This is a genomic window from Micromonospora sp. WMMC273, assembly GCF_027460285.1.
Taxonomy (GTDB): domain Bacteria; phylum Actinomycetota; class Actinomycetes; order Mycobacteriales; family Micromonosporaceae; genus Micromonospora; species Micromonospora aurantiaca.
Window position 1 is genome coordinate 5222936 of record NZ_JAPZBE010000001.1, and the last position, 24386, is coordinate 5247321.

General features: G+C 73.6%; 20 protein-coding genes and 1 pseudogene. 11 read left to right on the forward strand and 10 right to left on the reverse strand.

Annotation, left to right across the window (positions count from 1 at the left end):
• Positions 1-59: 59 nt before the first annotated feature.
• Positions 60-803 (reverse strand): peptidase E, encoded by a 744-nt coding sequence (locus O7611_RS24165; RefSeq protein WP_269697635.1) that lies wholly within the window; start codon positions 801-803, stop codon positions 60-62.
• Between the two features lie 30 nt (positions 804-833).
• Complete coding sequence (locus tag O7611_RS24170) at positions 834-1346, reverse strand: MarR family winged helix-turn-helix transcriptional regulator (protein ID WP_194801322.1); 513 nt, start codon at positions 1344-1346, stop codon at positions 834-836.
• 92 nt (positions 1347-1438) lie between these two features.
• Between O7611_RS24170 and O7611_RS24175 the strand changes: the two are divergent.
• Positions 1439-2260, forward strand: a pseudogene (locus tag O7611_RS24175) (EamA family transporter); the annotation flags it as partial.
• A gap of 50 nt (positions 2261-2310) precedes the next feature.
• Here the strand turns inward: O7611_RS24175 and O7611_RS24180 are convergent.
• Positions 2311-2775, reverse strand: coding sequence for a hypothetical protein (locus O7611_RS24180; protein ID WP_228532298.1), 465 nt, complete (start codon positions 2773-2775; stop codon positions 2311-2313).
• Between the two features lie 242 nt (positions 2776-3017).
• Between O7611_RS24180 and O7611_RS24185 the strand changes: the two genes are divergently transcribed.
• The 5 genes from O7611_RS24185 to valS all read left to right on the forward strand — a co-directional run bounded on the left by O7611_RS24185 (position 3018) and on the right by valS (position 11390).
• Positions 3018-4469, forward strand: coding sequence for a DNA-3-methyladenine glycosylase 2 family protein (locus tag O7611_RS24185; protein ID WP_194801324.1), 1452 nt, complete (start codon positions 3018-3020; stop codon positions 4467-4469).
• Entirely contained in the window at positions 4466-4978 is a 513-nt protein-coding gene (locus O7611_RS24190) for a methylated-DNA--[protein]-cysteine S-methyltransferase (protein WP_194801325.1), read from the forward strand. Before O7611_RS24185 ends, O7611_RS24190 begins: the two co-directional genes overlap by 4 nt.
• Before the next feature lie 37 nt (positions 4979-5015).
• Positions 5016-6836: an ABC transporter ATP-binding protein gene (locus O7611_RS24195; protein WP_194801326.1), complete on the forward strand. Its 1821-nt coding sequence runs from the start codon at positions 5016-5018 to the stop codon at positions 6834-6836.
• Positions 6833-8755, forward strand: a complete 1923-nt coding sequence (locus tag O7611_RS24200) for an ABC transporter ATP-binding protein (RefSeq protein WP_194801327.1) — start codon at positions 6833-6835, stop codon at positions 8753-8755. The genes O7611_RS24195 and O7611_RS24200 overlap by 4 nt, the downstream gene beginning before the upstream one ends.
• A gap of 70 nt (positions 8756-8825) precedes the next feature.
• Entirely contained in the window at positions 8826-11390 is a 2565-nt protein-coding gene (valS, locus tag O7611_RS24205; protein WP_194801328.1) for a valine--tRNA ligase, read from the forward strand.
• Between the two features lie 50 nt (positions 11391-11440).
• Here the strand turns inward: valS and O7611_RS24210 are convergent, their stop codons facing one another.
• The 5 genes from O7611_RS24210 to O7611_RS24230 form a co-directional block, all read right to left on the reverse strand.
• On the reverse strand, positions 11441-11878 hold the full coding sequence (locus tag O7611_RS24210) for a hypothetical protein (protein WP_194801532.1): 438 nt from the start codon (positions 11876-11878) through the stop codon (positions 11441-11443).
• A gap of 150 nt (positions 11879-12028) precedes the next feature.
• Entirely contained in the window at positions 12029-12739 is a 711-nt protein-coding gene (locus O7611_RS24215; RefSeq protein WP_013288490.1) for an ABC transporter permease subunit, read from the reverse strand.
• On the reverse strand, positions 12739-13698 hold the full coding sequence (locus tag O7611_RS24220) for an ABC transporter ATP-binding protein (RefSeq protein ID WP_194801330.1): 960 nt from the start codon (positions 13696-13698) through the stop codon (positions 12739-12741). The genes O7611_RS24215 and O7611_RS24220 overlap by 1 nt, the downstream gene beginning before the upstream one ends.
• Entirely contained in the window at positions 13695-14573 is an 879-nt protein-coding gene (locus tag O7611_RS24225; protein WP_194801331.1) for an ABC transporter permease, read from the reverse strand. The genes O7611_RS24220 and O7611_RS24225 overlap by 4 nt, the downstream gene beginning before the upstream one ends.
• On the reverse strand, positions 14566-15480 hold the full coding sequence (locus O7611_RS24230; protein ID WP_194801332.1) for an ABC transporter ATP-binding protein: 915 nt from the start codon (positions 15478-15480) through the stop codon (positions 14566-14568). The genes O7611_RS24225 and O7611_RS24230 overlap by 8 nt, the downstream gene beginning before the upstream one ends.
• Positions 15481-15642: 162 nt before the next feature.
• On the opposite strand from O7611_RS24230, the gene O7611_RS24235 reads away from it, so the two are divergent.
• The 4 genes from O7611_RS24235 (at position 15643) to galT (ending at position 20882) form a co-directional block, all read left to right on the forward strand.
• Entirely contained in the window at positions 15643-17190 is a 1548-nt protein-coding gene (locus O7611_RS24235) for a glycosyltransferase family 2 protein (protein WP_269697636.1), read from the forward strand.
• 128 nt (positions 17191-17318) lie between these two features.
• Positions 17319-18848, forward strand: a complete 1530-nt coding sequence (gene cysC, locus O7611_RS24240) for an adenylyl-sulfate kinase (protein WP_194801334.1) — start codon at positions 17319-17321, stop codon at positions 18846-18848.
• Between the two features lie 175 nt (positions 18849-19023).
• On the forward strand, positions 19024-19812 hold the full coding sequence (locus tag O7611_RS24245; RefSeq protein WP_194801335.1) for a DeoR/GlpR family DNA-binding transcription regulator: 789 nt from the start codon (positions 19024-19026) through the stop codon (positions 19810-19812).
• Positions 19809-20882: a galactose-1-phosphate uridylyltransferase gene (gene galT, locus O7611_RS24250; protein ID WP_269697637.1), complete on the forward strand. Its 1074-nt coding sequence runs from the start codon at positions 19809-19811 to the stop codon at positions 20880-20882. The genes O7611_RS24245 and galT overlap by 4 nt, the downstream gene beginning before the upstream one ends.
• A gap of 199 nt (positions 20883-21081) precedes the next feature.
• Here the strand turns inward: galT and O7611_RS24255 are convergent, their stop codons facing one another.
• Complete coding sequence (locus tag O7611_RS24255) at positions 21082-22299, reverse strand: NADP-dependent isocitrate dehydrogenase (protein ID WP_120573189.1); 1218 nt, start codon at positions 22297-22299, stop codon at positions 21082-21084.
• Positions 22300-22438: 139 nt separating this feature from the next.
• On the opposite strand from O7611_RS24255, the gene O7611_RS24260 reads away from it, so the two are divergent.
• Positions 22439-23245 carry an MBL fold metallo-hydrolase gene (locus O7611_RS24260; RefSeq protein WP_269697638.1) on the forward strand — a complete coding sequence of 269 codons (807 nt, stop codon included), beginning with the start codon at positions 22439-22441 and terminating at the stop codon, positions 23243-23245.
• Between the two features lie 127 nt (positions 23246-23372).
• Here O7611_RS24260 and mdh read toward each other — a convergent pair whose 3' ends face one another.
• Positions 23373-24323: a malate dehydrogenase gene (gene mdh / locus O7611_RS24265; protein ID WP_013288499.1), complete on the reverse strand. Its 951-nt coding sequence runs from the start codon at positions 24321-24323 to the stop codon at positions 23373-23375.
• Positions 24324-24386: the final 63 nt, after the last annotated feature.

Genomic DNA, 24386 nt, shown 5'->3' on the forward strand with positions numbered 1-24386 from the left:
CGAACCAGCTTACGCGCCTCGCCGACACCGCCGGGCAGGCAGGTGCGCGAAGCCGGTCACTACGGCGCGGCGGACAGCAGGCGTGGCTCGATCCGGGTCTCCCGGACGGTGCCGTCCTCGGCGCGGACCAGCTCGTACGCGGCCACGCCGGGCCGGTCCGCCACCGCCTCGGCCAGGCGGGTGCCCCGGTAGATCAGCCCCACCCCGTCGTCGGTGCAGTGGCTCGCGGGCAGCGTGCCGTCGGCGACCAGCCGGTGCATCAGCGGGCGGCGCTGCTCCTCGTTGTCGTAGTGCACGCCGTTGCCGTACGGGAGCCAGCCCAGCCCTTCGGTGAACGGCCGCAGCGCCGGGCCGTAGCTGTCGGTGGCGCCGCCGGTGTGCCAGCAGATCGAGCCGGCGGACACCCCGCCGAGCACCACTCCGGCCTGCCAGCACTCGTGCAGGATCTCCGGCAGGCCGTGCACCCGCCAGACCGCGCAGAGGTTCGCCACGCTGCCGCCGCCGACCCAGACGATGTCCTGCGCGAGCAGGTGCGCGCGGATGTCCTCGACGTTGGGCATCGGGTAGAGCGCCAGGTGGGAGGTGCGGAACCGGGTGCCGGCGAAGGCCCCGTAGAAGACGGTGAACCCGGTCGGTTGGTCGCCGGTGGCCTGGCCGAGATAGCAGACGCGCGGCGCGTCACCGGCCCCGGCCAGGTCGGCCATCAGGTCGAACAGGGAGCTGGGCCGCGCGTCCCAGGGGCCACGGCGACGGCTGGTGAAGCCCATGCTGGTGGCGACGATCGTCGGTTCGGTGGCGGGCACGGGCGTCCTTCCGGGCGGCGGCGGTGCTGATCATTGTGCCGGATCCGCGGGCCCGGTCTCGGCTGCCGCGAGCAACGCGCGCAGCAGATCGGCCAGCCGGTCCTGGTCGGCCGGGGGCAGCGCGTCGAGAATCCGCCGCTGCACGGCGAGCCCGGCCTCGGCCGACTCCTCCACCACCCGTCGGCCGGTGTCGGTGAGCGTCACCCGCAGCGCCCGCCGGTCGGCCGGATCCGGCGAGCGCCGTACCAGGCCGGCCCGTTCGAGCCGGTCGAGCCGCCCGGTCATGCCGCCGGAGGTGAGCATCAATGAAGCGGCGAGCGCCTTCGGCGCCAGCGTGTACGGCTCACCGGAGCGCCGCAGCGCGGCGAGCACGTCGAACTCGCCCCGGCCGATGTTCCAGCCCGCGTACACCTTCTCCTGGCCGTCACCGACCAGCCGGGCCAGGCGGTAGATGCGGCCGAACACGGCCATCGGCTCGGGCCGCATGCCGGGGCGTTCCCGCCGCCACTGCTCGACGATCGCGTCCACCTCGTCGCCTGTCACGGCTGCCGATTGTGCCGCACGTCCCACTTCACCTTTCACTCGGGCCTGATTAGCTTAGCACTAAGATACTTACGCCTGAGAAAGAGGCCGACATGAACCCCCGCTGGACCGACGTCGCGTTCACCGCCGCCGCACCCGTCACCTGGGGCACCACGTACCTGGTCACCGCCGAACTCCTTCCGCCGGACCGGCCGCTCTGGGCCGGGGCGATCCGCGCCCTGCCGGCCGGCCTGCTGCTGCTCGCCCTGACCCGCAGGCGACCACACGGCCTCTGGTGGGGGCGGGCCGCCGTGCTCGGCGCGCTGAACATCGGGGTGTTCTTCCCGCTGCTGTTCCTCGCCGCGTACCGCCTGCCCGGCGGCACCGCCGCCGTCCTCGGCGCCGCGCAGCCGCTGCTGGTGGCGGTGCTGACGGTCGCGCTGCTCCGCGACCGCCCCACCCGGCCGGCACTGGTCGCCGCCGTGGCCGCCCCGCTCGGCGTCGCCCTCGTGGTGCTGCGGCCGGGCGCCGGCCTCGACCCGCTCGGCGTCGCCGCCGGGCTGGCCGGTGCAGTGGCGATGGCCACCGGGCTGGTGCTCACCCGCCGCTGGGGCCGGCCGCCCGGCGTGGGCGTCCTCGCCGCGACGAGCTGGCAGCTCGTCGCCGGTGGCCTGATGATCGTGCCGGTAGCCGCCGCCGTCGAGGGCGCGCCACCAGTGCCCGACGGGCCGGCCCTTCTCGGGTACGCGTGGCTCGGGCTGGCCGGCACCGCCCTGGCGTACGTGCTGTGGTTCCGGGGCGCGGCGCGACTGCCGGTGTCCCGCGTGTCGGTGCTGGGCGCGTTGAGCCCGCTCACCGCCGCGGCGCTCGGCTGGGTGGTGCTCGGCGAGGCGCTGGACCCGGTCCAGCTCACCGGTTTCGCGGTCGCAGTGGCGGCGATGGTGCTGGCCCAGATGCCGGACCGGGCGGCGATCCCACCCGGCGCTCAGCCGGCCCGCAGCCGCCGCCAGTCGTCCGGCCACGCCTCGGCGGCGACGCCCTCGGGCAGCGCACCGGCCGGTAGCTGCGCCGCTGCTGCGAGCGGCAGCGTGAACCGGTGCGCGGCGGCGGGGCCGGCCGCGTACGACCGGTCGAGCAGCCACCGCACCTCGTCGGCGGTCCAGCCCAGGCCGGAGCGGGCGGCGATCTCGCGGACCAGCCGCACGCCGACCCGGGTGTCGTCGTCGTAGAAGCGCATGCACCAGTGGTGGGCCCACATGCCGAGCGCCCGCAGCCCGTCCGGGTCGAGGGAGCCGGCCAGCCGCCCGCAGGCGGTGTCCGCGAAGGGGCGACCGGGGTCACCGGCCCGATCACGCTCGATCGCGCCGTACGCGGCCGGCGCCACCACCCGCATCCGCTCGTAGAAGCCCTCCACCACCGCGGCGTCCAACGGTGCTCGCCCCGATCGCATCAGCGGACACCCCGCCCGGCCACGCTCGCCATGCCCCGCACCTCTTCTTGAGTTGGTGGCGGGACGCTACCGACCACTTACGACACTTTCTCGGGTCCGCCGGCCATGATCCACGCCACCTCGGCGGAGTGGTGCCGTCCCGGGGCCGGGGACACCGCCACTTCCCCGGGCTGGCGCGACTCCCGCACGTCATGTCTGAATCCCGCCAGCCGAGCCCGGGAGCTGCGAGGCAGGATCGTGGCATGGAACTGGACTTCGAGCGGTGCTACCGAGCCGTCGACAGCCGCGACCCGCGGTTCGACGGCTGGTTCTACACCGGTGTGACGTCGACCGGGATCTACTGCCGGCCGTCCTGTCCGGCGATGACGCCTAAGCGGCGCAACGTCCGGTTCTTCCCGTCCGCCGCCGCCGCGCAGGGGGCCGGGCTGCGGGCGTGCCGCCGGTGCCGGCCGGACGCGGCACCGGGCTCGCCCGAGTGGGACGTCCGGGCCGACCTGGTCGGCCGCGCCATGCGGCTGATCGCCGACGGCGTGGTGGACCGGGACGGCGTGCCCGGGCTGGCCACCCGGCTGGGCTACACCGAGCGGCACCTGCACCGGATGCTCCGGGCCGAGCTGGGTGCCGGCCCGCTGGCGCTGGCCCGGGCCCAGCGCGCGCAGACCGCCCGGATCCTGATCGAGACCACTGGCCTCGGCCTGGCCGAGGTGGCCTTCGCCGCCGGGTTCGGCAGTGTCCGGCAGTTCAACGACACGGTCCGCGAGGTCTACGGCGGCACCCCGTCCGAGCTGCGGGCCGGCCGTCGTGGCCCGGCCGCTGCCACCGGTGCGGGCACGCTCTCGCTGCGGCTGGCCTACCGGCCCCCGCTGCACGCGGGCGCGCTGCTGGACTTCCTCGCGCTGCGCGCGCTGCCCCGCGTCGAGGTGGTCCGCGACGGCACCTACCACCGGGGGCTGCGCCTGCCGCACGGTCCCGCCACGGTGGCGCTGACCCCCGCCGACGGCCACATCGACGCGACGCTGCGGCTGGCCGACATGCGCGACCTGGCCCCCGCGGTGGCCCGCTGCCGCCGCCTGCTCGACCTGGACGCCGACCCGGTGGCGGTGGACGCCACCCTGGCCGCCGACCCGGCGCTGGCACCGGCCGTCGCGGCCGAGCCCGGCGTCCGGCTGCCGCACGCGGTCGACGGTTTCGAGCTGGCCGTCCGCGCCGTCGCCACCCAGCAGGTCTCGCTGGCCTCGGCGCGGACCACGCTCACCCGCCTGCTCTCCGCCACCCGGGCGGCGAGCGGGGCGGCCGCCGACGATCCGGCGGACGGTCTGGTGGCGTTCCCCGGTCCGGCGGAGGTGCTCGCGGCGCCGGACACGGCGTTCCGGATGCCGGCGGCCCGCCGGGAGACGCTCCGCGCGCTGGCCCGCGCGGTCGCCGACGGCGAACTCGACCTGGAACCCGGAGGCGACCGGGAGGAGACGGTCCGGCTCCTGGCCGCGGTGCCCGGCATCGGCCCGTGGACCACCGGCTACCTGGCCATGCGCGCACTCGGCGACCCCGATGTCGCGCTCGCCACCGACCTGGGCGTACGCCGTGGCGCAGCGGCGCTCGGCCTGTCCGACGACCCGAAGACCCTGTCCGCGTACGCCGACCGCTGGCGCCCCTGGCGGTCGTACGCGACCATCCGACTCTGGAGAGCAGCATGAGCACTGTGGACAGCACCGTCATCGACACTCCCGCCGGCCCGTTGAGCGTGCTCGCCGGCCCCGACGGGGCGGTACGCGCGGCGGGCTTCACCGCCGACCCGGCGGTCCTGCTGCCGCTGATCCATCCGAGCCTGCGCGGCGAACTGCGGGAACGGGCCGACCTCGGCCCGGTGACCGCCGCCGTACGGGCCTATCTGGACGGTGACCTGGCCGCCATCGATGCGGTAGCGGTGGAGCAGCACACCGGCGGCGCATTCCTGACGCACGCCTGGCAGGTGCTGCGCGACGTCAAGCCCGGCGACCCGGTCACCTACACGGGGTTCGCCGCGCTGGCCGGGCGACCGGCGGCGATCCGGGCCGCCGCGGCGGCCTGCGCGCGCAACGCCGCCGCGCTGTTCGTGCCCTGCCACCGGGTGCTGCGCACCGACGGCACGCTGGGTGGATACCGCTGGGGGCTGGACGTGAAGAAGTGGCTTCTCGGGCATGAGGGACGGGTGACGGCTAGCTGACAGCAGGACTGTCACCCCCGGGGGCTACCGTCGGGTAGTGCCCGCGTCCAGCGACGGCAACCCCGCGGCGCATACCGGCGCCCGGTCCCAGCCGCTGCGCAACCTCTGGCGGCTGCGGCCCTACCTGCGCCCGTACGCGATGGAGTTCGCCTGGCTGCTGATCGCGGCGCTGGCGGCCACCGCGGCGAGCCTGGCCGTGCCGCTGGTGGTGCAGCGGGTGGTGGACGGGCCGGTGGCCCGGCACGACGAGGCCGGGCTGCTCCGGCTCGGCGCGCTCGCGCTGCTGCTCGGTGTGGCCGAGGCGGTCCTCATCTTCATCCGCCGCTGGACGCAGTCGTCGTCCTCGGTCGGCATGGAGGCCGCCATCCGCGCCGACATCTACGCCCACCTGCAACGGCTTCCGGCCGGTTTCCACGACCGCTGGCAGTCCGGCCAGTTGTTGTCCCGGATCACCAGCGACCTGTCGGTGATCCGGCGGTTCCTCTCCTTCGGGCTGCTGTTCCTGGTGCTCAACCTGGTCACGTACGCGGCGGTGGTGGCGCTGCTGATCCGGCTGCACCAGTGGCTGGGGCTGCTGGTCGCGGCCAGCGCCGTACCGCTGTTCCTGATCAGCCGCCGCTTCGCGCGCCACTACCACGCGGCGTCACGCCGCATGCAGGACCAGCAGGGCGACGTCGCCACACTGGTCGAGGAGACCGCGCTGGGGTTGCGCACCATGCGGGCGTACGGGCGCGGGCCGGAACTGGCGGCCCGGTTCGCGGTCGGCGCGCGCCGGCTGCACGACACCGGGATCGGCAAGGCCCGGCTGCTGGCGCGGACCTCCGCGCTGTTCGACCTGGTACCCAACCTGACGCTCGGCGCGGTCCTGGTGGCCGGCGCCGCAGCGGTCGCCGACGGCGTGCTGTCCATCGGGGAGCTGGTCGCGTTCGTCAGCCTTCAGCTCATGCTGATCTGGCCGGTGCAGTCGCTGGGCTGGATCATCGCCAACGGCCAGGAGGCCGCGACCGCCGCCGACCGGATCCAGGAGGTGCTGGACACGCCGCCGACCATCGTGGACGCCCCGCACGCCCGGTCGCTCGACCGGGGCGAGGTGCGCGGCCGGCTCCGCTTCGAGGGGGTCCGCTTCCGCTACCCCGGCACGTCCGGCCCGGTGCTGCGCGACCTCGACCTGGCGGTCGAGCCGGGCGAGACGATGGCGCTGGTCGGCGTCACCGGCTGCGGCAAGAGCACGCTGCTGTCGCTGGTCCCCAGGCTGCACGAGGTGACCGGCGGCCGGATCACGCTCGACGGCTACGACGTACGTGACCTGCGGCTGGACTCGTTGCGCCGGCTCGTCGCCGTGGCGTTCGAGGAGCCGACGCTGTTCTCCATGTCGATCTGGGAGAACCTCACGCTGGGCCGGCCGGACGCGAGCGAGGACGAGGTCCGCGCCGCGCTGACGCTGGTCCAGGCGGACTTCGCGTACGAGCTGCCGTGGGGGCTCGCCACCCGGGTCGGTGAGCAGGGGCTGTCGCTGTCCGGCGGCCAGCGGCAGCGCCTCGCGCTGGCGCGTGCGGTCCTCGGCCGGCCCGCGGTGCTGGTGCTCGACGACCCGCTGTCCGCGCTCGACGTGCACACCGAGGCGCTCGTCGAGGCGGCCCTGCGCCGGGTGCTGCGGGACACCGCGACCACCACCCTGCTGGTGGCGCACCGTCCGTCGACGGTGGCGCTGGCGGACCGGGTGGCCCTGCTCGACGACGGCCGGATCGTCGCCGTCGGCACCCACTCGGAGCTTCTGGCCCGGGTGCCCGCCTACCGGGCGGTGTTGTCCGCCGAGCCGGAGCGCCGGAGCGACGGCCTCGGCCTGGTGCGCTCGTGACCGGCCGCGCGCCGCGGGTACCCAGGCCCCGGGACGCGCGCAGCGGTGACGGGTCGACCGGCGCGCGCCACGGCGACGGTGACGACCTGTCGCGCTGGCGTGGGCGGGCCACCGACCCGGACGCCGACCGCAGCCGGGCCGAGGACTCGTCCCCGGAGGCGGTGACCAGGCTGCGCGCCCGCAGCCGGCTGCTGCTGCGGCTGCTGCTCCGCCCGCACCGGCGTGCGCTCGGGCTGGCGGTGGTGTTGCTGCTGGCCCAGAACGCCGCCGCGATGTCCGGGCCGTACCTGGTCATGCTCGGCATCGACAGGGGCATCGGGCCGCTGCGGGCCGGGGACCCCGGCCCGCTGATCGCCGTCGCCGCCGCGTTCGTGGTCGCCACCGCGATCGAGTACGCGGCCCGGCGCGCGTTCCTCACCCTCGCCGCCCGGATCGGCCAGGCCGTCCTGCTGGACCTGCGCCGTCGGGTGTACGGGCACTTCCTGCGCCTCGACGTCGGGTTCCACGAGCGCTACACGTCCGGGCGGATGGTGTCCCGGCTGACCAGCGACCTGGAGTCGATCGCCGAGCTGGTCGACGGCGGCATCGACAAGCTGGTGATGGCCGGGCTCTCCGTGCTGTCGGTGGCGGGCATCCTGCTCTGGCTGGACCTGCCACTGGCGGCGGTGACGCTGCTCGCCTTCCCGTTCCTGTTCGTGCTGTCGCGCTGGTTCGCCCGCGCGTCGGCCGGGGCGTACCGGCGCACCCGGGAGGCGGTGGCGCTGGTCATCGTGCACTTCGTCGAGTCGCTGCGCGGGATCCGGGCCGTGCAGGCGTACCGGCGGGAGGACCGCAACGACCGCATCTTCGGCGCGGTGAACGACGACTACCGGCGCTCCAGCCTGAGCGCGTTCCGGCTGATCGCGATCTACTCGCCGGGCATCCGGCTGATCGGCAACCTGACCGCGGCGGTGGTGCTCGGGTACGGCGGCTGGCGGGTGCTGGGCGGCGGCGTCGAGGTGGGCGTGCTCGCCGCGTTCCTGCTCTATTTGCGCCGGTTCTTCGAACCGATGGAGGAGCTGAGCCAGTTCTACAACTCGCTCCAGTCGGCGACCGCCGCGCTGGAGAAGCTGGCCGGGGTGCTGGACGAGCGTCCGGCGGTGGCCGAACCGGCGCAGCCGGTGCCGCTGCCGGCCGGTCCGCCGCGCGGGGCGGTGACCTTCCGTGCCGTCGACTTCGGCTACCGCCGCCGGACGCCGATCCTGTCCGGCCTCGACCTGACCGTGCCGCCGGGGCAGACAGTGGCGCTGATCGGGCCGACCGGCGCCGGGAAGTCGACAGTCGCCAAGCTGGTGGCCCGCTTCCACGACCCGGACGCGGGCGCGGTCCGGCTGGACGGGGTGGACCTGCGCGACCTGGCCGATGCCGAGCTGCGCCGGGCGGTGGTGCTGGTGACCCAGGAGACCCACCTGTTCAGCGGTTCCGTGGCCGACAACATCAGGTTCGGCCGTCCCGACGCCGACGACGAGGCGGTGGTCGCGGCCGCGCGGGCGATCGGCGCGCACGACTTCATCGCCGCGCTGCCCGACGGGTACGCCACCGACGTGCACCGGCGTGGCGGACGGCTCTCCGCCGGGCAGCGGCAACTCGTCGCGTTCGCCCGGGCGTTCCTCGCCGATCCCCGGGTGCTGATCCTGGACGAGGCGACCTCGTCGCTCGACGTGCCGACCGAACGGCTGGTGCAGCGGGCGCTGCACAACGTGCTGCGCGACCGCACCGCCCTGGTGATCGCCCATCGCCTTTCCACAGTGGAGACCGCGGACCGGGTGCTGGTGCTCGACGACGGCCGGATCGTGGAGGACGGCCCGCCGGCCGAGCTGATCGCCGCCGACGGCCGCTACGCCGCCCTGCACCGCCAGTGGCGCGACTCCCTCCTCTAGCTCTCCCGCGGGGACGCGCGGGGTGGGGAAAGTCGTGGAGTGCGACGGGCGCGCTGCCTACCATCGGCTGATGACCGACACCACGAGGAGCGCCCGCGGCGGCGTCCCCGAGCGTCCGAGCCTGGACGGCCTCGAGGAGACCTGGGCCCGCCGCTGGCAGTCCGACGGCACGTACGCGTTCGACCGCACGAAGGAGCGGTCGGACGTATACGCGATCGACACTCCCCCGCCGACCGTGTCGGGCGAGCTGCACATGGGGCACGTCTTCTCGTACACGCACACCGACACGGTGGCCCGGTTCCAGCGGATGCGCGGGCGGACCGTGTTCTACCCGATGGGCTGGGACGACAACGGGCTGCCCACCGAACGCCGGGTGCAGAACGTGTACGGCGTGCGCCCCGATCCGGCGCTGCCGTACGACGGGGGCTGGCGCCCGCCGGCCGCACCTGTGGACGACGCGGCCCGGAAGAACCCGACGCCGATCTCCCGGCGCAACTTCATCGAGCTGTGCGAACTGCTCACTGTCGAGGACGAGAAGGCGTTCGAGGCGCTGTGGCGGCGGCTCGGGCTGTCGGTGGACTGGTCGCTGACGTACACCACGATCGGGTCGGCGGCCCGTGCGGCCAGCCAGCGCGCGTTCCTGCGCAACCTGGCCCGGGGTGAGGCGTACCAGGCCGAGGCGCCGACGCTGTGGGACGTCGGGTACGGCACCGCCGTCGCGCAGGCGGAACTGGAGGACCGGGAGCGGCCGGGCGCGTACCACCGGCTGCGGTTCACCGGACCGGACGGCCGCGAGGTGCTGATCGACACCACCCGCCCGGAACTGCTGCCGGCCTGCGTGGCGCTCGTCTGCCACCCCGACGACGAGCGGTACGCGGACCTGGTCGGCGCCGCTGCGCGTACCCCGGTGTTCGGGGTCGAGGTGCCGGTGCGCGCGCACCCGCTGGCGGACCCGGCCAAGGGCACGGGCATCGCGATGGTCTGCACGTTCGGTGACCTGACCGACGTGACCTGGTGGCGTGAGCTGCGGCTGGACACCCGCGTGGTGATCGGCCGGGACGGACGCCTGCTGCCGGAGCCGCCGACCGGCGTGCCGGCGGAGCCCTACGCGGCACTGGCCGGGCAGACGGTGAACGGCGCCCGGCGGACGCTCGTGGAGCTGCTCGCGGACGCGGGCGACCTGGTCGGCGAGCCGCGCCCGATCACCCACCCGGTGAAGTTCTACGAGCGCGGCGACCGGCCGCTGGAAATCGTCTCGACCCGGCAGTGGTATCTGCGCAACGGCGGCCGCGACGCGGACCTGCGCGAAGATCTGCTGGCCCGGGGGCGGGAGCTGCGCTGGGTGCCGGAGCACATGCGGCACCGCTACGAGCACTGGGTGGGCGGCCTCACCGGTGACTGGCTGGTCAGCCGGCAGCGGTTCTTCGGCGTGCCGGTGCCGGTGTGGTACCGGCTCGACGACACTGGCGAGCCGGACTGGTCCCACCCTCTCACACCGGACGAGGCGACGCTCCCGATCGATCCGACGAGCGAGCCGCCGCCCGGATACGAGGAGTCGCAGCGCGGCGAGCCGGGCGGTTTCACCGGCGACCCGGACGTGCTGGACACCTGGGCCACCTCGTCGCTGACCCCGCAGATCGTCGGCGGCTGGGAGACCGACCCGGACCTGTTCGCCCGGGTCTTCCCGATGGACCTGCGCCCGCAGGGGCACGACATCATCCGGACCTGGCTGTTCGCCACGGTGGCCCGCTCCCACCTGGAGCACGGCACGCTGCCGTGGCACACCGCTGTGCTCTCCGGCTGGATCCTCGACCCGGACCGCAAGAAGATGTCGAAGTCCAAGGGCAACGTGGTCACGCCGATGGCGCTGCTGGAGCAGAACGGATCCGACGCGGTCCGCTACTGGGCCGCCAACGGCAAGCCGGGCATGGACCTCGCCTTCGACCCGGCCCAGGTCAAGGTGGGGCGCCGGCTGGCCACCAAGCTGCTGAACGCGTCACGGTTCGCGCTCGGGCTGGGTGCCGCCGACGAACTGCGGGCCGCGGCGACCCAACCGCTCGACACCGCGATGCTCGCCGATCTGTCCGGCGTGGTCGCGACCGCGACCACCGCCTTCGACGGGTACGACCACACGGCCGCCCTGATGGCCACGGAGGCGTTCTTCTGGCGGTTCTGCGACGACTACATCGAGTTGGTGAAGGAACGCGCCTACGGCACCGGGCCGGCCGCCGACTCGGCCCGGGCGGCGCTGGCGACCGCACTGTCGGTGCAGTTGCGCCTGTTCGCGCCGGTGCTGCCGTTCGTCACCGAGGAGGTCTGGTCGTGGTGGCGGTACGGGTCGGTGCACCGCGCGCCGTGGCCGACCACGTACGAGGTGGGCCGCGCGATGGAGGCGCCGGGTGACCCGGAACTGCTGCGGCTGGCCGCTGACGCGCTGGGTCAGGTGCGCCGCGCCAAGTCGGAACGGAAGCTGTCGATGAAGGCGGACGTGCCGCTGGCCGAGGCGCTCGGGCCGGCAGCCGTGCTGGAGCAGCTCGGCACCGTCGCCGACGACCTGCGCGCGGCGGGCCGGATCGCGAAGCTGGACCTGCTGCCCGACCGCACCACCGAACTGGTCGTCGCCTGCGCGTTCTGACAGCGAGGGGCGGCCGGCGTGACGCCGGCCGCCCCTCGGCGGTGCATGCCTCAGTCAGCCGCGCAGGCCGCCTTGAGCTTGTCCCGGGCGGCGGTGAGATCCGCCTTGCTCGGCGCCTTACCCGGCGCCTTGGCCCAGGTGTCGGCGAGGTCGGTCATGGCGGTGGCGACCCCCTTCACCGCGGCGTTCACCTCGTCGCTGCTGGTGAAGGCGTGCGTGTAGAGCGTGGCCGCGCCCGCCGAGTACTGGGCGCTGACCGCCGAGTGGCCGGCCGGCGGGCCGATCTTCTCCGCCTCGGCCACCTCCTTCAGGGCGGCCGTGATGTCCTTCTCCGCCGTCGCGCAGGTCTTCCTGGTGGCCTCGTCGAGGCCCGCCGGCGCCGGGGTCACCGGCGGCACGGAGGTGGCGGCGGGTACGGACGGCGCCGCCGGCCCGGCCGAGGGCTTGTCGTCGCCGCCGTCGCAGCCGGACATGACGATCAGCGCCACCGCGGCTGGGGCCAGCAGGGCGAGTCGAGCCGAACGCAATGTGTCTCCCCGTGTCGGTGTTCGTAGCCGCCGCAAACTAACAGACCGGACACGGCAGGGCAGAACCCGTTTTCCGGCGCTCGTACCGGAGAACGGGTTCCGCCCCGCAGTTCAGCTCGTCTCGCCGGCCACGCTGAACGAGCGCAGGCGGTCGATCGCCAGCACGGTGAACCCGACCGCCACCAGGGCGGTGAGCACCGCCGCGACCGGCACCGAGACGGTGGTGCCGAGCAGCGGCGTCGGCGCCATCCGGTCGGCCAGGGCGATCACCCACTGCTGGATCGACAGCACCCGGGTGCCGCCGACGAACCGGCCCAGCAGCCCTTCCCAGATCAGCACGTAGACCAGGCCGAGCAGCACCGGCCGCCGGGTCACCAGGCTCAGCGCCAGGAACAGCGCCGAGTACGCCAGCGCGCCCGCCGCCGAGGCGGCGACCAGAGCGAGTCCGAGGCGTACCGAATCGGCGAGCACGCCCGCGACGTAGATCGGGACGCCGACGGTGACCGCTGTGACGCCGGCCGCGACCGCCAGCTTCGGCAGCACGATCTGCCAGCGCGGCAGCGGCTTGGTGAGGATGTGCACGACGGTACCGTCGTCGATCTCCGCGCCGAGCACGCCGGTGCCCACGATCAGGGCCACCACCGGCAGCACCACCGCGAGGCCGAGGCCGACGAGCACCGGCGGGCCCCACTGGCCCGGGTCGACGCCGAGCGACCGGCAGAGCACTGCCAGGCCGATCAGGACCAGCGGCAACGGCAGCAGCATGAGGAACCGGCTCCGGCCGAACAGGCCACGCGCGGTGATCCAGGTGACTGTCGACATCATGCCTCCACCAGATACGAGAAGACGCTCTCCAGCGACTCGTCCTCCGGCAGGAGCTGCCGGACCCGGATGCCGTGCCGGAGCGCGATCCGGGGCAGTGCCCGGGTGAACGCGCCGTAGTCGCCGGCCTTGACGGTCAGGCCGGTACGGCCCAGCTCGACGCCGGAGACCGACGCCTCGGCCATCAGCGCCACCGCCAGCGCCCGGTCGTCGGTGGAGCGGACCGCGAACACGTGCGGCCGGTTGGTCATCAGGCGGCGGATGGTCCGGTAGTCGCCGGAGGCGGCGAGCCGGCCGGCCACCATCACCTGGACCGTGCCGGAGACCTGCTCGACCTCCTCCAGGATGTGCGAGCTGAACAGGATGGTCCGCCCCGCGTCGCCGAGCCGGTGCAGCAGCGCCATCATGTGCAGCCGCTGGCGCGGGTCCATCCCGTTGAACGGCTCGTCGAGCAGCAGCACCTGCGGGTCGTGCACGAGCGCGGCGGCGACCCGGGTGCGCTGCCGCATGCCCTTGGAGTAGGTGCCGATCCGCCGGGTCTGCGCGTCCTCCATCTCGACCAGCTCGATCGCCCGCTTCGTGGCGGCCTCCGGGTCGGGCAGCCGGTGCAGCTTGGCGCTGGCGAGCACGAACTCGTACGCGCTGAGGAACGTGTGCACCGCCTCGCGCTCGCTGACCAGGCCGAGCCGCCGGTAGACGGCGGGGTTGCGCCAGGTCGGCTCCCCGTCCAGCGTCACGGTCCCCCGCGACGGGGACAGGAAGCCCGCCATCATGTGCAGCAGCGTGGTCTTGCCGGCGCCGTTGGGGCCGAGCAGGCCGGTCACGCCGGGGCCGAGCCGCATGGTGACGTCGTTCACCGCCACCACGTTGCCGTACCAGCGGGAGACACCGGCCAGGTCGAGCGTGCTCGTCGCGGCGGCGGGCGCGCCGGCCGTCGACTGGGTGCTGATCGCCGTCATCGGGCGGCCACCTTCCGGTATCGCAGGAGCAGCAGGCTGACGCAGGCGGCGACCAGCAGTACGGCCACCACGGCGTAGACCGGCCCGAAGTCGCCGATCGGCATGCCACCCCGTCCCTGGGTCAGCCGGTCGCCGAGCGCCCAGTTGCCCACGCCCCCGACGAGCGTCGGCGGGGAGGCCACGAAGGCCAGCTCGTTGATCGTCTGCGAGGGCAGGATGGACAGCACGCCGACGACCGGCGTGGTCATCAGGAAGACCGCCACGATGCCGCCGGCGGCGAACGCGCGCTTGCCGGTGAGCGAGGCGACGAGCAGGGCGATCGAGGCGAACACCACCGCCCACAGCCCGGCGTAGAGCAGCCCGGGCAGCAGGTCGAGCAGTTCGTCCCACACCCCGCCGATACCCCGCTTCGTGGTGAACGCGGCGCCGAGGAACATCACCAGCTGCGGGCCGCCGAGCAGCAGCCAGAGCGCGGTGACGAGCGCCAGCAGCTTGGACAGGGCGTAGTCGCCGCGCGGCAGCGGCCGGGAGAAGTACAGCGGCAGCACGCCGCTGCGCAGGTCGCGGGAGACCAGCTCGGGCGCGGCCACCGCGGCGAAGAAGATGACCAGCCAGCTCATCGCGTCGGCGAACTGGGCGTACGTCATCACCACCTCGCCGATCTGGCTGCGCACCGCGGTCACCCCGGCGGCCACCACTGTCACCACGGAGACGACGAGCCACGGGAAGATCTTGGCCTTGGCGCTGCGGCCCAGCCCGAAGACGGTACGCACGCCGTGCAGGTAGAGCGCGCCGAAGACCTGCCGGCGGCCGAGCCGCGGGCCGGTGTAGCGCTGGTAGCCGATGTCGTGGATGACCCCGGTCGCGTCAGACATGGCTGGGCTCCCTCGCGGCGAAGAGTTCGGCCACCCGGTGCCGCCGCTGGTCCAGCCGGTGCAGCGGCAGGTCCAGCTCGGCGACCGCGCCGAGGATCTGGTCGTAGGTGGCGTCGTCGGCGAGCGGGACGAGCAGCAGTCGCCCGTCGCGGGTCACCGGCAGGTCGAGCGCGGCGAGCCGGGCGGCCAGGTCGTCCGTGCCCTCGCTCACCTCGACGGCGAGCACGTCGGTGGCGGTGGTCATGGCGGACACCCGGTCGGCGCGCAGCAGCCGGCCGCCGTCGATGGCGACGAGCGTGTCGCAGATCCGCTCCACCTCGCCGAGCAGGTGCGAGCAGACCACCACCGAGATGCCGAACTCGGTGCCGATCCGGTGGATCAGCGCGAGCATGGCGTCCCGGCCGGCCGGGTCGAGGCCGTTCGTCGGCTCGTCGAGCAACAGCAGATCGGGATCGTGTACGAGCGCCTGGGCGAGCTTGACCCGCTGCTTCATGCCGGTGGAGTAGCCACCGACGGCCCGGTGCCGCTCCTCGTGCAGACCGACGTGGCGCAGCGCCTCGGAGGCCCGTTCCCGGGCGACGGTGCGCGGCAGCCCGCTGATCCGGCCCAGATGGGTGACCAGCTCGGCGGCGGACAGGTCGGGCGGGAGGGCGTCGTGCTCGGGCATGTAGCCGACCCGGGCACGGACCGCGGCGGGGTCGGTGGTGGGGTCGAGGCCGAGCACCTGTACCCGGCCGCTGGTCGGCGGGAGCAGACCCAGCAGGATCTTGATCAGAGTGGACTTGCCGGCGCCGTTCGCGCCCACCAGCCCGATGATCCCCGGCTCGACCGACACGGTGAGGTCGGCCAACGCGGTGACCCGGCCTCCGTACGTCTTGGTCAGCGACTCGGTCGCGAGCAGTGTCACGCCGTTCAGCGTAGAACTCCGGCGCCTCGCCGGAGCCGCTCCTGACCCCTGCGATCCCCTGATCCTCGGCCCTCGCAGCCCCTAGGTGGCGGGAACGGGGTAGCGGGGTGGCGACCGCTCCGGGATGCTGCCACCGGGTGAGGCGACTCGACGGGGGGCGGCATGACCGACGGTACGGACCGGACCATGGTGAGCGTGGTGGTGCCCACGTACAACTGCGGCGCGAACCTCGATCCGCTCGTCGCTTCGCTGCCGAAGCAGGGGCTGCCGCCCGGTTCGTACGAGGTGATCTTCGCCGACGACGGATCGACCGACGGCACCCCGCAGCGCCTGGACGAGCTGGCCGCCGCCGACCCGCACGTACGGGTCCTGCACCTGGAGCACTCGGGCTGGCCGTCGCACCCGCGCAACCGAGGGCTGGAGCAGGCGCGTGGCGAGTACGTCTTCTTCGCCGACGACGACGACTGGTTCGGCGACGAGGCGCTGGCCCGCCTGCACGCCTGTGCCCGGGAACACGACGCGGACATCGTCATCGGGCGGATGATCGGGCACCGGCGGGGCGTACCGCGGGAGCTGTTCCGGGAGAACCGGTTCGGCGTCACGCTGGCGAACGCGCCACTGGCCGACAGCATGACCTGCCACGCGCTGTTCCGGCGGTCCTTCCTGGACCGGCACGGGCTGCGGTTCCCGGAAGGCCACCCGCGCCGCCTGGAGGACCACCGGCTGATGGCGGCGGCCTACCTGCTTGCGGGGCGCGTCTGCGTACTGGCCGATCACCCCTGCTACCACCACGTCCGCCGGGCGGACGCGGGCAACGTCACCGCCACCCGGATGGACCCGGCCGAGTACTACGCGGCGCTGCGGGAGGCGCTGGACATCGTGGACGCGAACCGGTCGCCCGTCGCGACCCGCCTCCGCCTGCAGCGGCGCTGGCTGCGCAAGGAGATGCTGAGCCGGCTGCGCGGGCAGACCCTGCTGAGCGCACCGGAGCAGTGGGCCGATCAGGTGGCCGGCGAGGTGGGCCGGCTCGTCGAGGAGCGCTTCACGCCGGAGGCGGTCGCCGGGTTGCCGCCGATGTTCCAGGTGATCGCGCACCTCGCCGCGCAGGGCCGGGTGGCGGACCTGCGCCGGCTGGCGGAGTGGGAGGTGAGCGTCCGGGCCCACGTCTCGGTCGGCGGATGGCGGGTCCAGGGGCGGACGCTGACCGTCACCGTCGACGCCCACCTGCGCGCCGGTGACGAGCCGCTGCGCTTCGACGACCAGGGGCTGCCGGTGCTCCCGGTGGCCGACGCGGTGCCGGCCGGGGTCGTGATGCGGGCCGGCGGGGCGCGGACCGACGTCGTCGTCCGCCGGCGGGAGACCCGGGAGGAGTTCTTCCTGCCGGTGGCCGCCACCACCGAGCGGGCCGACACCGGCGAGGTGCGCCACCGCAGCACCGCCAGCGTCGACTTCGCGGAACTCAACGGTGGCCGGACCCGGGGCACCTGGGAGGTCCGGGCCCGGGTGATCCAGGCCGGCTGGGCGCCGGACGTCCGCCTGCCGCTCGTGGTGCACTGCGCGGCTGACGGCGGCCCGCCCCGGGTGGAGGACTCGCGCCGGCTCCCGTCCCGGATCCGTCGCGCGGTCCGGCGGATCCGGGACCGCGCGCTCGGCCGGTCGGCGCGCGCCGGCAGCCGTTCGCACGATCGGCCGGCCGCCGCTCGCCGTTAGGATTCGATGACCCCGGTTCGCCCTCGGCACCGTCGCCGGACACGCGATCACCGGGAGGCCGGGTGGCGCTCTCGACCGATCGCCGGTGGGCTGCGAAACTGTGTGCCGGCCGGTGAGTTGGGGGTTCGATGAGCAACGGGTGGCTGCTGCCCGAGGACGTTCTGCGGGATGCGCCGTCGTACGCGCCCAGACCCGCTGAGCTGGCCGATCTCCAGTTGTTGCTGAGTGGGGCGTACGCACCGCTCACCGGTTTCATGAGCCGGGCCGACCTGGCCTCGCTGAACCGGCGCGGCCGGCTGGCCGACGGCACGCCGTGGCCGGTGCCGGTGACGCTCCAGGTGCCGGCGGCGCTCGCCGACGGGCTGGACCCGGCCGACCCGGCCCGCCGCGCGGTGGTGCTCACCGACGGTGAGGGCGCACCGGTGGCGGCGATGGACGTGACCGACGTCTGGCCGGGCCGCGAGGGCATGGTGGGTGTCGGTGGCGCGGTGCGCCGCTTGGGCGACGGCGGCCACGGGCCGTTCCAGCGGCTGCGGCGCGGCCCCGACGAGGTACGCGGACTGCTGCCGCCGGGCCGGGTGCTCGGCGTGTTCGCCGACCGTCCGCTGCACCGGCCGCAGCTGGCGCAGATCGCGCATGCGGCCCGTACGCTCGGCGCGCACCTGCTGGTGATGATCCCGATCGGCGAGGAGTCGATCGCCGGGCTGCCGGCCGAGGCGCTGGTGCGCAGCGTGTTCGCCGCGCGCGACCGGATGCCCCCGGCGACGCTGGTGGCGGTGCCGCTGGCCCGGCGGCGCGACGAGATCAGCGACGCGCTGCTGCGGGCCCGGGTCGCCGCCGCGTACGGGGTGACCCACCTGCTGTCCACCGAGGGCATGCTCTCCGGCGCCGGCCTGCGCGTGCTGGTGCCCCGCGAGCTGGCCTACGACAACCGGGACGGGCAGTGGCGCTGGCGTGAGGACATCCCGCCGCGCAACCGGCGGCTGGCGCTGAGCACGCGGGAGATCGACGACCTGCTGGACCGGGGCTTCCCGCTGCCCGAGTGGCACACGCCGCCGGCGGTGGCGAAGGAACTGTCCCGGGCGCGCCCGCCGCGGCGGCACCGGGGCCTGGTGATTTTCCTGACCGGCCTGTCCGGCTCGGGCAAGTCGACCATCGCGCGCGGGCTGGCCGACGTGCTCCGCGAGCAGGGCGACCGCACCATCACGCTGCTCGACGGCGACGTGGTGCGGCGGGAACTCTCCGCCGGGCTGGGGTTCAGCAAGGCCGACCGGGATCTCAACGTCCGCCGGATCGGCTGGGTGGCGGCGGAGATCGCCCGGCACCGGGGCGTCGGCATCTGCTGCCCGATCGCGCCGTACGCGGCGGCTCGCGCCACCGCCCGGGAGATGGCCGAGACGGCCGGGGCGGGGTTCCTGCTGGTCCACGTGGCGACGCCGCTCGCGGTCTGCGAGCAGCGCGACCGCAAGGGCCTGTACGCCCGCGCCCGGGCCGGCCTGATCACCGGGATGACTGGCATCGACGACCCGTACGAGGAGCCCACCGACGCCGACCTGGTGGTCGACACCTCGGATCTGAGCGTCGAGGAGGCCATCGGGAAGGTGATGGAGCACCTCACCGAGACCGGCTGGGTGGAGCCCCGCCTCCAGCCCGCCTGATCTCCTGACGCCGGACGCGTCCGGCCTGCGAGCACCTCGACCGCCGCCGTCCGGCCTTCCGGACGGCGGCGGTTTCGCATAGGCGTAGCTGCGCGGTAGTGTTCGTCTTTGTTGGAACACGTTCGACCGCGTGGAGTGCCCACGTGAGTCGGTGAGGCGCGGAGGTGAGCCGGGGATGCTGGCGCGGCAGCGGCAGACGGCCATCCTGGAACGACTGCGCCGCGCCGGTGGCGTCCGGGTCACCGAGCTGGCGGCCGAGTTCGGCGTCTCCGACATGACCATCCGGCGCGACCTGGACACGCTGCACGAGGCGGGCCTGCTCGCCAAGGTGCACGGCGGCGCGACACCGGCCGGTCCCGGCTCCACCGACGAGCCCGGCTTCCACGCCAAGTCCGTCCGCCAGTCCGCCGAGAAGGCCGCAATCGCCGAGCACGCCGCGGGACTGGTCCGGCCCGGCGCCGCCATCGCGCTGTCCGCCGGCACCACCACCGCCGAGCTGGCCCGGCGACTGGTCGACGTGCCCGGCCTCACCGTGGTCACGAACTCGCTTCCGGTGGCGGAGGCCCTGCACGTCGGTGGCCGGCCGGACCAGACGGTGGTGCTCACCGGCGGCGTCCGCACGCCGTCGGACGCGCTCGTCGGTCCGCTCGCCGTGGCCGCGATCGCCGCGCTGCACCTGGACCTGCTCTTCCTGGGCGTGCACGGGATCAGCGAACGGGCCGGTTTCACCACGCCCAACCTGATGGAGGCGGACACGAACCGGGCGCTCGTGGCCGCAGCGGACCGCCTGGTGGTGCTCGCCGACCACACCAAGTGGGGCACCGTCGGCATCTCGTCGATCGTGCCGCTGGACGCGGCGGACGTGCTGATCACCGACGACCGGTTGGCACCCGAGGCCCGACGGGTACTCGACGACAGGGTGGGTGAGCTGGTGACGGTGCCCACGACGAGGGGGGCGGAGTGAAGCGTACGCAGATCGCGCTGGTCGACGGCCGCGAGCTGATCTACTTCGACGAGCGGGACGACGCGGTCCGCGACCAGCCGGACCGGCGGGACCTGCCCCCTCCCCCGCCCGCCTCGCAACTGCGGTACGACCCGCTGACCGACGAGTGGGTGGCGGTGGCGGTGCACCGGCAGACTCGCACGTTCCTGCCCCCGGCCGACCAGTGCCCGCTCTGCCCGTCGCGGGGCGAGCGGCACAGCGAGATCCCGGCGCCCGACTACGACGTGGTGGTGTTCGAGAACCGGTTCCCGTCGCTGAGCCAGCGGGTGGCCGACGAACCGGCCGAGATCACGCCGTTCACCCCGGTACGCCCCGGGCGCGGCAGGTGCGAGGTGGTCTGCTTCACCGACGACCACAACGCCTCGTTCGCCCGGCTCTCCCCGCGCAGGGTCCGGACGGTGCTCGACGCGCTCGCCGACCGCACCACGGCGCTGAGCGCGCTGCCCGGCGTGGAGCAGGTCTTCCCGTTCGAGAACCGGGGCGTGGAGATCGGGGTGACGCTGCACCACCCGCACGGGCAGATCTACGCGTACCCGTTCGTCACGCCGCGCACCCGCACCATGCTGGCCGCCGCCCGGCGGTACGCCGACCGCACCGGGGGCAACCTCTACGCCGACGTGCTGGCCACCGAACGCGCCTCCGGGGAGCGGGTGGTGACGAGCAACGAGCACTGGACCGCGTACGTCCCGGCAGCGGCGCGCTGGCCGTTCGAGGTGCACGTGGCGCCGCACCGGCCGGTGCCGGACATCCCGGCGCTCGACGACGCCGAGCGGGACGCGTTCGGGCCGCTCTACCTGGACCTGCTGCGCCGCTTCGACGGGCTGTTCGATCTGCCCATGCCGTACATCGCGGCCTGGCACCAGGCGCCGGTACGGATCGACAGGGAACTGGGCCACCTGCACCTTCAGCTGTTCAGCATCCGGCGGGCCAAGGACAAGCTGAAGTATCTGGCCGGGTCGGAGTCCGGCATGGGCGTGTTCATCAACGACATCGCCCCCGAGAGAGCCGCCGAGCTGCTCCGCACCGCCTGACCCGGGCGCGCGGGTCCCGCAACAGGGCGCGGGGGGCCCGGGACAGGGCCCCCCGCAAGGGAAGGGACGGCTGGACGAGACTGGCATCGCGTCCACCCGGTACAACGAGCCCGGCCCGGACCCGGTGACGCACCGAACCCGGACACGACGGAGCCCGCCGGCACGTGCCGGCGGGCTCCGTGGTGATCGACGGGAGTGATCAGGCGGCGAGCTTGCGCGCCAGGTTCTCGTCGAGCGCGTTCATGAACTCGTCGGTGGTCAGCCACGGGGCGTCCCGCGAGATGAGCAGCGCGAGGTCCTTGGTCATCTGGCCGCCCTCGACGGTGTCCACGATGACCTTCTCCAGCGTGTTCGCGAACTCGGTGACCGCCGGGGTGCCGTCCAGCTTGCCCCGGTGGGCCAGGCCCCGGGTCCAGGCGTAGATCGAGGCGATCGGGTTGGTCGAGGTCTTCTCGCCCTTCTGGTACTGCCGGTAGTGCCGGGTGACGGTGCCGTGCGCGGCCTCCGCCTCGACAGTGCGGCCGTCCGGGGAGAGCAGCACCGAGGTCATCAGGCCGAGCGAGCCGAAGCCCTGCGCGACGGTGTCGGACTGCACGTCACCGTCGTAGTTCTTGCACGCCCAGACGTACCCGCCCTCCCACTTGAGCGCGGCGGCGACCATGTCGTCGATCAGCCGGTGCTCGTAGGTGAGGCCGGCGGCGTCGAACTCGGCCTTGAACTCGTTCTCGAACACCTCGGCGAAGATGTCCTTGAACCGGCCGTCGTACGCCTTGAGGATGGTGTTCTTGGTGGACATGTAGACCGGGTAGTTGCGGTCCAGGCCGTACCGGAACGAGGCGCGGGCGAAGTCCCGGATCGACTCGTCGTAGTTGTACATGCCCATGGCGATGCCGCCGCCGGGGAAGTTGGCGACCTCCATCTCCATCGGGGTGCCGCCGTCGGCCGGGGTGTAGGTGATGGTCACCGTGCCCGGGCCGGGGACGACGAAGTCGGTGGCCTTGTACTGGTCTCCGTGCGCGTGCCGGCCGATGATGATCGGCTTGGTCCAGCCCGGGACGAGCCGCGGCACGTTCGACATGATGATCGGCTCGCGGAAGACCACGCCGCCGAGGATGTTGCGGATGGTGCCGTTCGGCGACCGCCACATCTTCTTCAGGCCGAACTCCTCCACCCGGGCCTCGTCCGGGGTGATGGTGGCGCACTTGACGCCGACGCCGTGCTCCTTGATGGCGTTGGCGGCGTCGACCGTGACCTGGTCGTCGGTGGCGTCACGGTGCTGGATCGACAGGTCGTAGTAGTGCAGGTCGACGTCGAGGTAGGGCAGGATCAGCTGCTCCCGGATCTGCTTCCAGATGATCCGGGTCATCTCGTCGCCGTCGATCTCCACGACCGGGTTGTTTACCTTGATCTTCGCCATCGGCCGGCGCTCCTCTCGGGGGACACGTGCTCAAGCAGTACGAGCGTACTGGAAACTGACCGGCAGTCCCCAGGCGGCCCGGGTGGACCGCCGGAAAAGCGGGCTGCGCCGCGCCTCGGCCCGCTGGCATCATCGTCCGATGCCGCACAGCCGCACCATCGGGTCTATCACGGTCACCGCGCTCTCCGACGGCGAGGGGCCCTTCTTCCAGCCCCGCGGCGAGGCGTTTCCCGGTGCCACCCAGGCGCACTGGGCGGCGGCCGACCGGCTCGATCCTGGTGCCGTCACCGACGACGGCAGGTGGTGGCTACGGTTCCGCGCGTTCGCGGTGCGGTCCGGCGACGGGCCGGTCACGCTTGTCGACGCCGGCATCGGCCCGGCCGACTCGCTCGCCGCGAGCTGGGCGCCGGTGCCGGGCCGGCTGCCGGCCGAGCTGGCCGAAGCCGGGATCGACCCGGCCGACGTCCGCACAGTGGTCCTCACCCACCTGCACACCGACCACGTGGGCTGGGCCGGCGCGCTGTTCCCGAACGCCGATCACCTGATCCAGCGGGCCGAGCTGGACGCGCTGGAGCTGTTCCACCCGGAGCTGCCGGCCCGGCTGCTGACGCCGTTGCGCGCCGCCGGCCGGCTGCGGGTGGTCGACGGCGAGACGCCCCTCACCCCGGGGGTACGGCTGCTGCACACGCCCGGCCACACGCCGGGTCACCAGTCGGTGCTGGTCGAGGCGGACGACGAGCGCCTCCTGATCACCGGCGACCTGCTGGTGCACGCGATCCAGTTGGTCGACCCGGAGCTGGCGTACGCCCACGAGGTGGACCCGGACGAAGCCCGCCACTCCCGCACGACCCTGCTGACAACCCTCTCCCCCGCCACCCTGGCGACCCCCCACCTGACCGCACCCTTCACCCCCCACCCACCCCCTCCCACCCCCGGTCGATCATGAAGTTGACCGCCTTGTCGATCTCCATTTCCGCCGCCAACTTCATGATCGACGGGGTGGGGGGGTCGGGTCGGACGGCAGAGGGCCCGCCGGCGGAAGCCGGCGGGCCCTCTGCGCGATGGGACGGGGGTCACATGCTGGCGACGTCGCCCTGCTTGGCGCGGACGGCCTCGGCGGCCTCCTTCAGCGCGGCCAGCTCGTCGGCGTCCAGGTCGGTCTCGACGACCCGCTTCACGCCCTCGGCGCCGATCTCGGCCTCGACGCCCAGGTAGACGCCGGAGATGCCGTACTCGCCGTCGACCCAGGCGCAGACCGGCATGACGGCACCGGAGTCCTCGGCCACTGCCTTCGCCATCCGGGCCGCGGCGGCGGACGGGGCGTAGTACGCCGAACCGGTCTTGAGCAGCGCGACGACCTCGGCGCCACCGTTGCGGGTCTTGACGACCAGCTCCTCGATCTGCTCGGCCGGCATGACGTCACGCAGCGGCTTGCCGTTCACGGTGCTCTTCGACGGCACCGGGACCATCGTGTCGCCGTGCGAGCCGAGCGTCAGGGTCCGTACCGACTTCACCGGCACGCTCAGCGCCTCGGCGACGAAGTTGGTGAAGCGGGCGGTGTCCAGCATGCCGGCCTGGCCGAGCACCCGGTTCTTCGGGAACTGGGTGGCGAGCTGGGCCAGCGCGGTCATCTCGTCGAGCGGGTTGGACACCACGATGACGACGGCGTTCGGGGCGTACTTGGCGACGTTCTCGGCGACCTGCCGGACGATCTTGGCGTTCGTCTCCAGCAGGTCCATCCGGCTCATGCCCGGCTTGCGCGGCAGGCCGGCGGTGATGACGACGACGTCCGAGCCCTCGATGGCCTCGTAGCCCTCGCCGTTCGGGCCGGTGGTGACGCCCACGACCTTGGTCTCGAAGCCCTCGACCGCGCGGGACTGGTTGAGGTCGAGCGCGAGACCCGCCGGCTTGCCCTCCACGATGTCGGTGATCACGACGGTGTCGAAGACGTCGTACTCGGCCAGGCGCTGTGCGGTGGTCGAGCCGTAGAAGCCGGCGCCGACGACAGTGACCTTCTTACCCATGGTCGTCCCACTCCCTGATACCAGTCGGTTTTCCGGACCGTATCAGCCATCCTGGCACCGATC